The sequence below is a fragment of the Bacillus cereus group sp. MYBK79-1 genome (assembly GCF_051915365.1).
GTDB lineage: Bacteria > Bacillota > Bacilli > Bacillales > Bacillaceae_G > Bacillus_A.
Genome location: NZ_JBQAEO010000006.1, coordinates 24,281 through 37,594, shown reverse-complemented (window position 1 = coordinate 37,594; position 13,314 = coordinate 24,281). Strand labels below are relative to the sequence as shown.

Sequence of the window (13,314 nt, the reverse complement as noted above, 5' to 3'; positions counted from 1 at the left end):
TTTCTTTTTAGTTACTATTTCATTGCGAGTAGCATGTTATATAAAATAAAACCATCTACTTTGAAGTGAAATAGTGAAGTAACTAAATAGTTTAGAATGTATAACGAAAACAACAAGAAACAGCTTAGTTTTCTTCTTATAGATAAAGTGAAACTTTAATCAGTAGAGGTTTTGTCCATATCCACTGATTATCAGTCCGCATCAATCGGGATAAAGTCAGAAGGTAATTTGTTTTGTAGTACAGGGGGGAGAATTTTGATTAAACCATTAATTGAATTTTGTGTAGGTAACCTTGCGAGTGGCTCACAAGCAGCTTTAGAGAAATTAGAAAAAGATCCAAATTTAGATGTAATGGAGTATGGTTGTTTAGGATATTGTGGCATTTGTTTTGAAGGACCGTTTGCACTTGTAAATGGTGAAGTAGTACAAGGTGCTACAGTAGAAGAACTTGTTAATAATGTATATGATTATTTGGATGAAAATCCAATGTTTTAAGGTGTTGCAATCAGCAACTCCTTTTTCTTTTTCTATTAGATAAAATCTTCTTTCGCGGGGGAGGATAATATTGTATATAAATAAAAAAAGGCCCTTGTAGAAGGGCTTTTTTCTTACACAATTTGTGCAAGAATGGCTCATCGCCAAATGTTGTCAAATATGAGAAACGGGGGACATTCATATTGTGTTCTAAAAGCGTGCATTTTATACTTAAAATAACAAACTATTTTTGGAGTGAATACAAATGAGCCAATTTTCTTTTACAAAAATGCATGGTCTTGGCAATAGTTATATATATGTAAATATGTTTGAAGAACAAATTCCTGAAGAAGATTTAGTCCTTGTGGCGGAAAAGGTTTCAAATATTAATACGGGTATTGGAGCAGATGGAATGATTTTAATTTGTCCATCTGACGTAGCTCCGGTGAAAATGCGCATGTTTAATAATGATGGTTCAGAAGGAAAGAGCTGCGGTAACGGTTTACGCTGCGTAGCGAAATATGCGTATGAGCATAAACTAGTAGAAGGAACAGTTTTCACAATTGAAACGTTAGCTGGCATTGTGACGGCGGAAGTAACGGTAGAAGAAGGGAAAGTTACGTTAGCGAAAATCGATATGGGAGCACCGCGTTTAACACGTGCAGAAATACCGATGCTTGGTGAAGGTGAAACACCATTTATTCGTGAAAACTTCTTATACAATAATCATCGTTATGCATTTACAGCTGTTTCAATGGGGAATCCGCATGCGGTTATTTTTGTGGATGATGTAGAACAAGCGCCTCTTACAACACTTGGTCCAGTCCTTGAGACACATGAAATGTTCCCAGAGCGAGTAAATGTTGAATTTATCGAGATTTTGAATGAGGAAGAGATGAACTTCCGCGTTTGGGAACGTGGATCTGGTGTAACACAAGCTTGCGGAACAGGGGCGTGTGCTGCAGTTGTAGCCTCTATTTTAAATGGAAAAATGGAACGTGGTAAGGAAATTATAGTTCATTTAGCTGGCGGCGATTTAATGATTGCATGGACAGAAGAAGGCAATGTGTTAATGAAAGGACCGGCGGAAGTAATTTGCCGCGGAGTGTATGAGTACAAGATAGAAGCGTAAAGATGTATAATAGAATGAGAACAGAAAGGATGGTGTATTTCATGATTGAAGTAACAGAACAAGCAGCTTTTCAAATTAAAGATATGTTAAAAGATGCTGAAGATGGAGAGAAGTACGTGCGCCTTGCTGTACATGGCGGCGGATGTACTGGCCTTTCTTACGGCTTAGGATTTGAAGTAGAACCAAAAGAAGACGACACAGTTCTTGAATTTTTCGGTGTTGAATTTGTTATCGATACAGAAAGTGCTCCAATTGTTAAAGGAGTAAAGATTGATTATAAACAATCTATGCTTGGCGGCGGATTCACAATTGACAATCCAAACGCAATCGCATCATGCGGATGTGGATCATCTTTCCGTACAGCGACGAATGCTGGTAAGCCAGAAGAGTGCTAAGTTTTTAGCGGAAATAGAGAAAGACCTTTTTAGCGATGAAATAAAATCGTTAAGGAGGTCTTTTTTTGCTGTAAAAAAGAAAAAGCGTATTACAAGCCCTCAATGTCTGCCTTCCAAATTTAGAACCAGACCTAAGATATGTTGCACAATGAATTTTAAAAACTAATTTATCTTTGCATAGATGCAAGTATCAGCTAGTTGTTTGCCGTCAGCTGAAAGATCTTCATTACGTAATATCCCTTCAAGCTCAAAACCTAGTTTTTCAGGGATTGCACGACTTTTCGTGTTATTACGTTCACATCGTACTTCAATCCTTCGAAATTTGAATAACTGAAATCCAAGGTTTATTAACGCATTTACTACTTCTGTCATATATCCATTTCCACTAAATTGGGTGTTAATCCAATATCCAATTTCACATTTAGAAACCTTCCAATCAATTCCGTGAAGGCTAGCCGTTCCAATAAAATCATTCGTCTCCTTATGGTAGATAAGATAGCGAAAGCTTTCTCTTTTCAAAAAATCTATATGCGCATTTCTCAGGAGAATTTCCGTTTCTTCAACAGTAGGAATGGACTGGAATAGAGACAACCATTGCTTTAATTCATGAATTGAATCTTTAATAGCTTCATGTACTACATTCCCCTCAGCAGCTTGAAGTGGTGCTCGAAGAATGAGTCTGTCTGTTTCTATTTGTAACGGAACATCTAATAAAATAGGGTTCATATTATTTCTCCTCTCAAAAGCTAGAAAACGATAAATATATATTCCATTCATCATTTAGAAATCCCTTTTCATCTATTGACTTCTAATTTCTTTATCATTTATCCCGCTTTAATGGGCAGTAAGACCCCCACCTCAAAATTCAGCGAAAGCAAAGAATTTAGGTGGGGGATCAACTGCCCATAAAAGTCCGATTGGTGAGGGCTAATAATCAGTGGGGGATGGAGAAAACCCCCACTGATTAAAGTTTCACTTTATTTGAGCTTCAAGCTCTCTGTTTTCCAGTTATAATTGAAGGGTAGAAAGAGGGGATATATGCTGGAAGATATTTTTGAATTTATATTGAAGTACGTTATAGGTTCTATTTTTAGATTTATAAGATACCTTGTGATAGATATTATAATAGAATGCATAATAGAAGGTGTAATAAACGGTATAAGGAAATTACGTGATAAAATCTGTGATAAGTGGCGAAACTGGCGTGAAAGACGTTATTGGCGGTAATAGGTACATAAAAAAATTGGCAGTAAAGAGATAGAGGATAAAAAGTCTTAAGGGAGATGATTAATTCATTTCCCTTAAGGCTTTTTATAACGAAGTAGTAGCAACTCATCCAAGTTTAGAATCCGTACTCATTCCAATTGGTGACGGAATGACGGTTTCTAAAGTGAAGAAATAATTATTATCTTACAAAAGTGTAATGTTCATGTCATGTTTTTGAATTTCTTCTTTAAAGCTCAGGCTTTAAGATAAGAATATAAGAAAAAACATATGAGGTGAAGGAAATGAAAAGATATATTGCACTTTTTAGCATTTTAGTTGTATTTGCAAGCCTATTAGTTGGCTGTGATTTAAATCGTATGGGTAAAGACGAGTATTACGTTCAAATTACAACTGATGGAATTGAGAAGAATGAAAAAGCTGATAACGGTGAGCCGCATAAATCATTCGAGTATAAGTTACCTGCATTTGATAAAGAAGGTAAAGAAAAAGAATTAGAATTTACAGCTGTGAAAAACCTTCGTAAAGAAGCATTCTTACGTGTATATCACTCAGATAAAAAAGGTGTAACAGCTTGGGAAGAAGTGAAGAAAGACGAGCTTCCAGCGAAAGTGAAAGAAAAATTAGGTGCTAAATAAGAAAGAAAAAGGAATTGACGAACAGGGTCAATTCCTTTTTTTATTTTCAAAATCTTCTTCTGAAATGACTGTAAAGCCATGTCTTTTAAATAAAGCAGTTGTTACCCCGTAACCAGTTTGTTTATTTCCGTTAAATTCTCCAGTGTAAATTGTAGCACTACCACAAGATGGACTACGTTCTTTCAAAATAATATATTCCGGATGTAAATTTTTAATTTGTTCTAGAGCTTTATAAGCACCACGCACGAAAGCTTCTGTGACATCTTCACCGTCTTTTGTCATCACTTTTGCTTTTCCATCCAAAACGTCATCGCCATTCCCACCAATAATTTCAGCTGAGGGACGAGGCGTTGGCAATCCTCCTAATACTTCAGGACAAATGAGGACTGTATCTTCTTGTTGCAATAGCTCCTCTATTTTTGAAACGAGATTGTCATTTCCATCATACCGACAAGCGATACCACCTAAACAAGCGCTAATTACAATCATATTTTCATCTCCACTAAAAAAATATTAAATATCCCGCCAATTTCTCTTCCCGCTTCTTACCTATAAATGAGGTGATAAAAATGGGAAGCTTATATAACTTAATGAAACCATACAGTGAATTTCGAAGTAAAGAAGAGTTTAATACATATCAAAAACAAGTTTTGAAGTGCTATCGATTTGAATTAAATAAAACGGATGCTACCATTATTCATTTTTTAGGAAAGTATGCAGTGAATGAGAAACAGAAAACAGTGGGAGTTGCTTGTCCGTTAATGGAGACGATTGCGAGGAATGTTGGAAAAAGTATTCGTACAGTACGCCGCTCAATTGCGAAGTTAGAGGAACTAGGCATTATAAAGCGTGTTGCGACAAAAGAAAGACATAGGCGCGGTGGATATAGTGCGAACTTATATGTATTTCTTACATCTGCAATTGACCGCATGGATGACCGTATGAAAATGTCCGCATGTGAAAGTGAGGATGATGCAGCTGGCTGTAGTAAAAATGAACAAAAAAGTGAGGGGGAAACAATTTTTTCTAAAAACATTCCACAAATAAAAGAGAATAGAAAAGAAACGTACGAGCTTGATGAGACTTATTGCCGTCACGATATACCGAAGCCTTTTATATACGCACTTGTGCCGATGACACGTAATCCGAAGAAGATCAATACATTTTGGAGTAAGGTAGAACTTGCATATAAAAAGAGCGGGTTACTAGAGCAAGGTGTGTTACTGGAGCAAATATTAGCTGATGAAGAAGTGTATGGAAATTTCATTTGGCGGGTGAAGAGTGTTGTGAGAGCGTATAAGTACGGGGAGATCCGTAAAAATGTTAGGGCTCTTTTATATAGTACAGTGCGTGATCTATTTTTAGAGGTTGGATTAGAATGGGGAGCAGCTGTGAGAAGAAGTAAGGGGATACCGTTATTTGATCCGTTTAAAAAGGAGCCATGCGTATAACACATGACTCCGAGTGGTTAATCAAACTTTCTTACAACTGGAACACGAATCGCTACAAATAGTACGAAGACGATAACGGCGATTGCACCACTTTTCATAACGGTTACGATTGGAATTCCTATTGCAAGTGCGATTGATGTGAATGCATAAGAAAGCGGGATAAAGCCCATGGATGATAGCATAAGTAAACTCATTACGCGTCCCATCATTTCTTCTTTTACTGTCGATTGAATCATCGCCATAAGCGGAACGATAGCCATTGCGATTGTAATACCGTAAAACATGCCAGCTAATAATGCTTGCCAAAGAACCGTGCTAAAGTTGATGGATAAGAAGAATACACCAGACAGTAGCATCATGATAATACAAAATAGACCGCGTCTACGATTAATATTTTTTAAACCGACAATGACAGCGCCTATTGCCATTCCGCCACCTACAGATGCTTCTAAGTAACTAAACTGAAGCGAGTCACCGTGCAGAACATTTTTAACGAAAAGCGGGAAGCCGACTTGCATCGGACCGATTAAAAATAAGTTTAGAAAGGCGCTACAAAGAAGGAAAGTTGAAAGAAATGGTGATTCCTTTACGTATAAAATTCCTTCTTTAATAGAAGTGAACATGCCTTTGTCTGTATTTTGCTGCTCTGGCATCGTAAATTTTATTTTTTGAACGAGTATGGCTGCGACGATCAGTAATAAAATTGTGATCGAAAAGATCGTTTCATAGTTCGTAAATTTGATAAGAATGCCGCCAAGTACAGGGCCTAAGATAACCGATGCTTGGTTTGACATTTGTGTAAGTGAGTTTGCTTGTGTTAAACGGCTTTTTTCTACAAGTTCAGGCAAGATAGATCCATCTGCTGACCAGAAAAAAGCATCAGCAAGCCCAAAGAATAAAGCGAATAAAGCAAATGTATATAGTGTTACATCACCTACGATGAACCATGTGAGGATGGTTGCGACAAGAATGGCACGAATAATATTAGAGTAAAACATAATGTTTTTTTTCGGGAATTTATCAGCTACAGCGCCGCCGATAATCATAAAAATAAGTCTTGGAACACTAAGAGCTACGAAAACAACACCGAGTGAAGCTTCAAGGTTTAATGTTTTTGCTATGTACCACGTTTGTGAAAAAGTAAAAAAGGCTAAAGCAAAACTTGAAAAAAGAGTAGCTGCCCAAAGAAAAAGGAAATTCGTATTTTTTAATAACGGTTTTCCGCTTCCCTCTAAAGCAGATTTATTTTGTTGTAGTTCCTCCATATTGCTTCCTTTCTATGTGACAAATTTAAACTGAAAAACCTGTTAACAATCACTTTATACAGTTTCTAATATTTCTATACTGCACTTTCTCATTGTAGACAATAATAATGAATTTGCACAGTGGCTATTTAACGACAAAAAAGAAGATACCAAATGGTATCTTCTTTTTTGTCGTTTAGGCTAATGCAATATAAATATCTAATTGTACGTTGGTTGGATCTGTTGCTTTTTCATCATAAAGCTCAAAGTCTGTTGTAAAAGCACGCTTGTTTTCTTTTGACCATTTCCAAATATATTCCCAAGCTTCGCAAATGACTTCAGCAACTGGTCCCTTTCTCGTTGTAAATACCGCATACGTAGCAGCAGGTATTGTTACAGTTGTCATATTTTCAGGAACGTCTTCTAATGAGGAAACGGGCATGCCGATTGTAAATTGATATGTACCAGTTTCATCTGATTCGTAATTTGAGTAAAAAGCGAATGTTTCTTTCGTTTGTTGATTTGGGATGTGATGCATGATTTGTTCTTGAAAGTATCGGTCCCAAAGCTCGGGGATCTTTCCTTTAGTAGATGCCTCTATTTCATTTGTCGTCGTAATTGAAACGCCGATTGCTTGGAAAGCTTCTTTTTTTACGATAATCGGTTCTTTCATTTAAAAATCTCCCCCTTATTTTATAGAACGTACGTTCTTGTTTATTGTAACATATTTTGGAAGGGGAATGTATCATAATAACAAAAGAACTCCTTTTGCGTAAAAGGAGTTCTTATCGTTTCTATATTAAAACATACTAGAGCTATGCATCGGTTGAAGTTTTGCACTTGGATCGAAGTAAGCTTTTGCATTGTTTACTGCTGTTGGTGCTTCACCGAAGCCGCAAGCAATGAGTTTTACTTTTCCTTCATATGTACAAATGTCACCAGCAGCGTAAATGCCAGGAATATTTGTTTCCATTTTCGAGTTTACGAGAATGCTGTTTTTTTGTATATCTAAGCCCCAGTTTTTAATTGGACCAAGAGAGGAAACGAATCCGTAGTTTACAATTACGTCATCGACATCGATGATAATTTTTTCTTCCGTTTTTACGTGCTGAAGAACGACTTGTTCAATGTTGTCATCGCCAATGAGTTCTACTGGAACGTACGGTGTGCTTACTTCTGCACGAGAATTCATTAAGCTTTCTACGCTATGTTCATGCGCACGGAATTTATCACGGCGATGAACGATTGTAACTTTGTCAGCAATTGGCTCTAACATCATTGTCCAATCAACAGCTGAGTCGCCGCCGCCAAATACTACGACGCGCTTACCAGCAAATTTATTCATATCATCAACGAAATAATGTAAGTTTTTCTTTTCGTACTTTGTTGTACCTTCTAATTCTAAGCGGCGTGGTTGGAAAGCACCATTGCCAGCAGTAATAATAACTGATTTAGAATAGTGAGTTTGCTTATTCGTAACAAGTTTAAATATACCGTCAGCTTGTTTCTCAAGCGTATCAACAGCTTCTTCTAAACAAACGGTTGGGTCAAATTTCTTCATTTGCTCTTTTAAGTTATCAACTAATTCTTGTGCACGCACTTTCGGGAATCCAGCTACATCATAAATGTATTTTTCAGGGTAGAGTGCGGATAATTGTCCTCCAAGTTGAGGTAAGCTTTCAATGATTTTTACACTTGCTTGTCTCATGCCGCCATAAAATGCTGTGAACAGTCCTGTTGGACCACCACCAATAATTGTTATGTCGTAAACTTTTTGATTTTCTGCCACTTTCATGCCCCCTATAGATGGAATTTTGATATTGATTTCATATATTGTTCATATGTACACGAAAATCCTGCAAATGATGACACTTTCAAATAAATGATAGCATATTTGCGTTCATAATACTTCTGGAAACGACTGAATTGTGTGTAAGTTTTCGCATAGGTGCTTTTTTAAGTGTATAAAATATGGTGAAAGGAAAATACATGAAAAAAAGGCTGAAAAACCCTTGAAAACGCTATGTTATTTTAAAATATTGATAATTCTCCAGACGCTTGAATTCTGGAATAAAACCGACTAATATAGGGAAGTATTATGTTAAATTTCTATGACAAAATTCGTACGATTTTTTGACTGCGTTTTGTTATGATATAGAATGTGAGAAATTCCACATTCTTGACAAATAGATTTGTTAGTACTTGGTATTATTTTTCATTACTATTATATAAAGAAAAGGGTTGTGATTTGGTGAAGACTCCAAAAATCGTAGTTTTAGGTGCAGGTTATGGCGGGATGATTACGACTGTTCGTCTGCAAAAAGCATTATCTGTAAATGAAGCTGAAATTACGTTAGTAAACAACAACAGCTATCACTACCAAGCGACTTGGTTACACGAGAGCGCAGCTGGTACATTACAAGATGAAAAAATCTGTCTAGATATTCAAGACGTTATTGATACAAATAAAGTAAACTTTGTACAAGATACAGTAGTAGAAATTAAAGCTGCTGAAAAACGTATTATCTTAAAAGACGGCGAGTTAGAGTATGACTACTTAGTAATCGGTCTTGGTTTCGAATCAGAAACATTCGGAATTACAGGATTAAAAGAACATGCATTCTCAATCGCTAACATTAATGCAACTCGTAAAATTCGTGAGCATATGGAAGCTAGTTTCGCTAAATATGCAACTGAACAACGTGATGAGTTAGTAACAATCGTTGTTGGTGGTGCTGGATTTACTGGTATCGAGTACGTAGGTGAGCTTGCAAACCGTGTTCCTGAACTTTGCAAAGAGTACAATGTACCACGTGAAAAAGCACGTATCATCTGTGTAGAAGCTGCTCCAACAGCACTTCCAGGTTTCGATCCAGCATTAGTAGAATACGCTGTAAAACAACTTGAGAAAAAAGGCGTAGAATTCCGCATCGGTACAGCAATTAAAGAAGCAACTGAAGAAGGTATTATCGTTGCAAACGGTGATGATACTGAGTTACTGAAGTCTGAAACAGTAGTTTGGGCTGCGGGTGTTCGTGGTAACGGTATTGTAGAAGAGTCTGGCTTTGAAGCAATGCGCGGACGTGTAAAAGTTGATGAGTACATGCATGCTCCAGGATACGAAGAAGTATTCATGGTTGGTGACGCAGCGTTAATCATTAACGAAGAAATTAACCGTCCATACCCACCAACAGCACAAATCGCAATTCAACAAGGTTACAACATTGCACACAACTTAACTGTGTTAGTTCGTGGCAAGGGCGAAATGAAGAAATTCGCATTCGATAATAAAGGATCTGTATGTTCTTTAGGTCATGACGATGCAATGGGCGTTGTTATGGGCAAAAAGTTAACAGGTTGGAAAGCTTCCTTCATGAAGAAAGTTATCGATAACCGTTACCTATTCTTATTAGGTGGACCTTTATTAGTTCTTAAAAAAGGTAAATTAAAGTTCTTTTAATATATAGTAGAAAAAGCAGAAACGGCTAAGAGCTGTTTCTGCTTTTTTCATTTAAAAAATATAGTATAATATATATAAGAGAAAGAATATTCTGTCTGTTCTAGTGGAGGGGGGTATTACATCATGGAGAAACGAGGAAAAGTATGGCTAGCTGTTAGTGGTTTAGTTGCTACAAAAGATGGCAGGTGGCTATTCGTTAAGAAGAAATACAGTGGATTAAAGGGGAAATGGTCTTTACCGGCTGGTTTTGTAAATGAAGGTGAGACGGTTGATGAAGCTGTGAAACGTGAAGTATTAGAAGAGACAGGCATTGTCGCTCATGTGAAGGGAATCATTGGTGTTCGATCGGGCGTGATTCGCAATGAGATTAGTGATAATATGATTATTTTCCTTTTGGAGCCTGAAGGAGAAAGCATTATTGTACAGGAGAAGGAATTGTCTGAAGTAGCATTTTTACATCCAGATACGATTGCAGACGATCCAAATACGTCTTTACTTATCAAATATTTGTTTGAAGGAAGGTCAGAACTACATCTTGAGATGAACAAAACATTAGATCCAGGAGAGCAATTTGGTTATACAGCCTATCATGTATTTACGGCGCATGCGAAGGAGAGGGAGAAAGAGTGAGTATACCGGTACTACTTATTTCAATGATGTTATTTTTTATTTTGTTTTTTGGAATTGGATTTTTACTCAACATGATATTGCGAGCTACGTGGGTAATGGTTATTGTGTATCCAATTGTTTGTATACTTATTATTAATAAGGCGAGTGTGTGGGATTATTTTTCAAAGCCGAAAGAAACATTCTCTTCATTTGGGACAAGTGTATCGCATTTAGGACAAGCAGATGTGTTTATTCTATCTACTGGATTAGTAGGTGCTGCCTTAGCTGGAATTGTAATTAAGAAACTTCGGAAAAGCGGATATCAAATGTTTTAATCTCCAATTCATTTGGAGATTATTTTTTTGCATATTCCTTCATTGTATAGGGAATGATTAACGATGAAGGAGTGTGGAATATAAAAATGTTAAAACGATATTGTATTCGCATTATGATGACTTGTTTACTTGTATCCGCATTATGCGTAACATGGAATGCTTTCACAGGAGTTTCTTTATTAGAGATTGTAAAGAAATATGAGGGAACGAGTGCAAAAGAAGTACATGCAGCAGAAGTTAAGAGAAATGTTGCTCCGAGTAAAGAAGTGATAAATGCTTTAGAGCAGGCAAACGACTGGTCTAAATATCGTTCAATTGAAATGACTGCAACAGGTTATACGTCGGGAATTGAGTCAACTGGCAAGAGGCCGGGACATCCGGAGTATGGTATTACATATTCAGGTGTTAAGGCGAAAAGGGATTTATATTCCACAATCGCTGCGGATTTACGCGTATTCCCGATTGGAACGATTCTCTTCGTTCCAGATTATGGGTATGGTGTAGTAGCTGATAAGGGCGGTGCTATAAAAGGAAACCGTCTTGATTTATATTATGATACGGTGAAAGATGTTTATAGCCAATGGGGTAAGAAAAAAGTAAATGTATACGTAGTGAAAATAGGAAATGGTAAGTTTACAGAAGAAGAGTTAACGATGTTAAATGAAGACGAAACGATGCAAGTGTTCCGTGGTCAATATTTAAAACAAAGATAGTCTAGTGGTAATTACGCTAGACTCTTTTTGTTTCATAATGGAGTTAATAGCAGAAGTTAGAATTGTCGCATTTTATCGAAAATAAAGTTATAATAAAGGCAGAGTAGAGAAATTTAGGGGGTCTGAACATGTTTCAAGTACAAAAAGAATTAGCAAGCCGTGAAGCAGTAATTGTTGCCTTATTTGAAGAAGAGAAAACGAGTAGTTTTGTACAAGAACTGGACAAAGCGTTTGAAGGACAACTACAAGTTTTATTAGAAGAGAAAGAACTTTCTACTAAGAAGAAAGCTATTTCAAAAGTACATAGTTTAGGAAAAACAAATGTGAAACGTTATTATTTCGTTGGTTTAGGTAAGAAAGAGTCTTACACGACAGAAACATTGCGTGCTGCTCTTGGTAAGGCGTTTAAAACGTTACAGGCAGCAAAAGTACAAGATGCAGCAATCTTACTTGATTCTTTCGTAACAGAGAAATTAGACGCGATTGATGTAGCTCACATTGCAGCAGAAGTACAAGGTCTTGGTACATATGAATTAGAAACGTATAAATCAGATAAAAAGGATCGTGTGGAATTAGAGAAGTTCACGGCTATTACGGCGGAAGATGCACAAGAAATTGAAGCTGCATTAACAGTTGGCTACGTACATGGACGTGCAACAAATTCAGCTCGTACACTTGTAAATATGCCGCCAAACGTATTAACAGCGACAAAGCTTGCTGAGTATGCTGTTGAGTTAGCGGAAAAGTATGATATGGATTATAAAGTTCTTGAGAAAGAAGAGATGGAAGAGCTTGGTATGGGGGCGTTACTTGCAGTAAACCAAGGTAGTACAGAGCCACCAAAAATGATCGCTCTTATTTATAAAGGAAAAGAAGAGTGGACAGATGTCATTGGATTCGTTGGAAAAGGGATTACATACGATACAGGTGGTTATTCTTTAAAACCGCGTGAAGGCATGGTTGGTATGAAAGGTGATATGGGCGGTGCTGCTGCTGTATTAGGTGCGATGGAAATTATCGGAGAACTTCGCCCAGAGCAAAATGTGATCGCTGTTATTCCATCAACTGATAACGTTGTAAGTGGTACAGCATTTAAGCCAGATGACGTAATCACATCTATGAGCGGAAAAACAATTGAAGTATTAAATACAGATGCAGAAGGTCGCCTAGCGTTAGCTGATGGTATTACGTATGCGAAAAAATTAGGTGCAAACTACCTTATTGATGTTGCGACATTAACAGGTGGTGTAATTGTTGCACTTGGAAATCATACGACAGGCGCAATGACAAATAATGAAGAATTGTTTGAGCAAGTGCTAGAGGCATCTATGGAAACAGATGAATCAATTTGGCAATTACCGATTTTTGATCGTGATAAAGAACGCGTGAGAAACAGTAAGTTTGCTGATTTAAATAACTCGCCAGGCCGCGAAGGACATGCGGTTATGGCAGGTACATTCCTAGGTGAATTCGCTGAAGGTACACCTTGGGTACACCTAGACATCGCTGGAACATCTGAAACATCAGGAGCGCATGATTTAGGACCAGCTGGAGCAACAGGTGCAATGGTACGTACACTTGCAACACTTGTTGAACGTTTCGGAGAAGAATAAGATCATAAGAGAAGGCTGTTCCAACA

The 13,314-nt window shown here is 37.1% G+C and carries 17 protein-coding genes; 12 read left to right on the top strand and 5 right to left on the bottom strand.

What is annotated here, in order from left to right; genetic code table 11:
• Nucleotides 1–255 precede the first annotated feature (255 nt).
• From ACTFOB_RS12110 to ACTFOB_RS12100, 3 genes are all read left to right on the top strand, one after another.
• Nucleotides 256–495: a YuzB family protein gene (locus ACTFOB_RS12110; RefSeq protein ID WP_000595025.1), complete on the top strand. Its 240-nt coding sequence runs from the start codon at nt 256–258 to the stop codon at nt 493–495.
• 244 nt (nt 496–739) lie between these two features.
• Nucleotides 740–1,606, top strand: a complete 867-nt coding sequence (gene dapF, locus ACTFOB_RS12105; RefSeq protein WP_440026128.1) for a diaminopimelate epimerase — start codon at nt 740–742, stop codon at nt 1,604–1,606.
• Nucleotides 1,607–1,647: 41 nt separating this feature from the next.
• Nucleotides 1,648–2,001: a HesB/IscA family protein gene (locus ACTFOB_RS12100; protein WP_000573830.1), complete on the top strand. Its 354-nt coding sequence runs from the start codon at nt 1,648–1,650 to the stop codon at nt 1,999–2,001.
• 162 nt (nt 2,002–2,163) lie between these two features.
• Here ACTFOB_RS12100 and ACTFOB_RS12095 read toward each other — a convergent pair whose 3' ends face one another.
• Nucleotides 2,164–2,727: a GNAT family N-acetyltransferase gene (locus ACTFOB_RS12095; RefSeq protein ID WP_440026125.1), complete on the bottom strand. Its 564-nt coding sequence runs from the start codon at nt 2,725–2,727 to the stop codon at nt 2,164–2,166.
• Nucleotides 2,728–3,039: 312 nt separating this feature from the next.
• On the opposite strand from ACTFOB_RS12095, the gene ACTFOB_RS12090 reads away from it, so the two are divergent.
• From ACTFOB_RS12090 to ACTFOB_RS12080, 3 genes are all read left to right on the top strand, one after another.
• Nucleotides 3,040–3,228 carry a hypothetical protein gene (locus ACTFOB_RS12090; protein WP_440026123.1) on the top strand — a complete coding sequence of 63 codons (189 nt, stop codon included), beginning with the start codon at nt 3,040–3,042 and terminating at the stop codon, nt 3,226–3,228.
• Nucleotides 3,229–3,295: 67 nt separating this feature from the next.
• The gene (locus ACTFOB_RS12085) at nt 3,296–3,403 is read left to right on the top strand and encodes a methyltransferase (protein ID WP_080467545.1); all 108 of its coding nucleotides are present in this window, start codon (nt 3,296–3,298) and stop codon (nt 3,401–3,403) included.
• 106 nt (nt 3,404–3,509) lie between these two features.
• Nucleotides 3,510–3,863, top strand: coding sequence for a YxeA family protein (locus tag ACTFOB_RS12080; protein ID WP_440026122.1), 354 nt, complete (start codon nt 3,510–3,512; stop codon nt 3,861–3,863).
• A gap of 27 nt (nt 3,864–3,890) precedes the next feature.
• Here the strand turns inward: ACTFOB_RS12080 and ACTFOB_RS12075 are convergent, their stop codons facing one another.
• The gene (locus ACTFOB_RS12075) at nt 3,891–4,352 is read right to left on the bottom strand and encodes a DUF523 domain-containing protein (protein ID WP_440026120.1); all 462 of its coding nucleotides are present in this window, start codon (nt 4,350–4,352) and stop codon (nt 3,891–3,893) included.
• An 80-nt stretch (nt 4,353–4,432) separates the two neighbouring features.
• On the opposite strand from ACTFOB_RS12075, the gene ACTFOB_RS12070 reads away from it, so the two are divergent.
• Nucleotides 4,433–5,314: a helix-turn-helix domain-containing protein gene (locus ACTFOB_RS12070; RefSeq protein WP_440026118.1), complete on the top strand. Its 882-nt coding sequence runs from the start codon at nt 4,433–4,435 to the stop codon at nt 5,312–5,314.
• 17 nt (nt 5,315–5,331) lie between these two features.
• Here ACTFOB_RS12070 and ACTFOB_RS12065 read toward each other — a convergent pair whose 3' ends face one another.
• The 3 genes from ACTFOB_RS12065 to ACTFOB_RS12055 all read right to left on the bottom strand — a co-directional run bounded on the left by ACTFOB_RS12065 (nt 5,332) and on the right by ACTFOB_RS12055 (nt 8,347).
• Complete coding sequence (locus ACTFOB_RS12065) at nt 5,332–6,579, bottom strand: MFS transporter (RefSeq protein ID WP_440026116.1); 1,248 nt, start codon at nt 6,577–6,579, stop codon at nt 5,332–5,334.
• A gap of 175 nt (nt 6,580–6,754) precedes the next feature.
• On the bottom strand, nt 6,755–7,231 hold the full coding sequence (locus tag ACTFOB_RS12060) for a GyrI-like domain-containing protein (protein WP_440026114.1): 477 nt from the start codon (nt 7,229–7,231) through the stop codon (nt 6,755–6,757).
• Between the two features lie 126 nt (nt 7,232–7,357).
• The gene (locus ACTFOB_RS12055) at nt 7,358–8,347 is read right to left on the bottom strand and encodes an NAD(P)/FAD-dependent oxidoreductase (RefSeq protein ID WP_440026112.1); all 990 of its coding nucleotides are present in this window, start codon (nt 8,345–8,347) and stop codon (nt 7,358–7,360) included.
• A gap of 462 nt (nt 8,348–8,809) precedes the next feature.
• Between ACTFOB_RS12055 and ACTFOB_RS12050 the strand changes: the two genes are divergently transcribed.
• The 5 genes from ACTFOB_RS12050 to pepA all read left to right on the top strand — a co-directional run bounded on the left by ACTFOB_RS12050 (nt 8,810) and on the right by pepA (nt 13,288).
• A complete protein-coding gene (locus tag ACTFOB_RS12050) occupies nt 8,810–10,018 on the top strand; it encodes an NAD(P)/FAD-dependent oxidoreductase (RefSeq protein WP_440026110.1) in 1,209 nt (402 codons plus the stop codon).
• 123 nt (nt 10,019–10,141) lie between these two features.
• Complete coding sequence (locus ACTFOB_RS12045) at nt 10,142–10,648, top strand: NUDIX hydrolase (protein WP_440026108.1); 507 nt, start codon at nt 10,142–10,144, stop codon at nt 10,646–10,648.
• Entirely contained in the window at nt 10,645–10,962 is a 318-nt protein-coding gene (locus ACTFOB_RS12040) for a YuiB family protein (protein ID WP_000027007.1), read from the top strand. Before ACTFOB_RS12045 ends, ACTFOB_RS12040 begins: the two co-directional genes overlap by 4 nt.
• Nucleotides 10,963–11,048: 86 nt before the next feature.
• Complete coding sequence (locus ACTFOB_RS12035; protein WP_140386927.1) at nt 11,049–11,675, top strand: 3D domain-containing protein; 627 nt, start codon at nt 11,049–11,051, stop codon at nt 11,673–11,675.
• Between the two features lie 128 nt (nt 11,676–11,803).
• On the top strand, nt 11,804–13,288 hold the full coding sequence (gene pepA, locus ACTFOB_RS12030; RefSeq protein ID WP_440026106.1) for a cytosol aminopeptidase: 1,485 nt from the start codon (nt 11,804–11,806) through the stop codon (nt 13,286–13,288).
• The last annotated feature ends 26 nt before the right edge of the window (nt 13,289–13,314 follow it).

Coding starts and splice junctions, on each gene's coding strand:
- ACTFOB_RS12045 (WP_440026108.1), top strand. CDS start 10,142: ATGGAGAAACGAGGAAAAGTATGGCTAGCTGTTAGTGGTTTAGTTGCT.
- ACTFOB_RS12075 (WP_440026120.1), bottom strand. CDS start 4,352: ATGATTGTAATTAGCGCTTGTTTAGGTGGTATCGCTTGTCGGTATGAT.
- ACTFOB_RS12080 (WP_440026122.1), top strand. CDS start 3,510: ATGAAAAGATATATTGCACTTTTTAGCATTTTAGTTGTATTTGCAAGC.
- pepA (WP_440026106.1), top strand. CDS start 11,804: ATGTTTCAAGTACAAAAAGAATTAGCAAGCCGTGAAGCAGTAATTGTT.
- ACTFOB_RS12060 (WP_440026114.1), bottom strand. CDS start 7,231: ATGAAAGAACCGATTATCGTAAAAAAAGAAGCTTTCCAAGCAATCGGC.
- ACTFOB_RS12070 (WP_440026118.1), top strand. CDS start 4,433: ATGGGAAGCTTATATAACTTAATGAAACCATACAGTGAATTTCGAAGT.
- ACTFOB_RS12095 (WP_440026125.1), bottom strand. CDS start 2,727: ATGAACCCTATTTTATTAGATGTTCCGTTACAAATAGAAACAGACAGA.
- ACTFOB_RS12035 (WP_140386927.1), top strand. CDS start 11,049: ATGTTAAAACGATATTGTATTCGCATTATGATGACTTGTTTACTTGTA.
- ACTFOB_RS12065 (WP_440026116.1), bottom strand. CDS start 6,579: ATGGAGGAACTACAACAAAATAAATCTGCTTTAGAGGGAAGCGGAAAA.
- ACTFOB_RS12100 (WP_000573830.1), top strand. CDS start 1,648: ATGATTGAAGTAACAGAACAAGCAGCTTTTCAAATTAAAGATATGTTA.
- dapF (WP_440026128.1), top strand. CDS start 740: ATGAGCCAATTTTCTTTTACAAAAATGCATGGTCTTGGCAATAGTTAT.
- ACTFOB_RS12090 (WP_440026123.1), top strand. CDS start 3,040: ATGCTGGAAGATATTTTTGAATTTATATTGAAGTACGTTATAGGTTCT.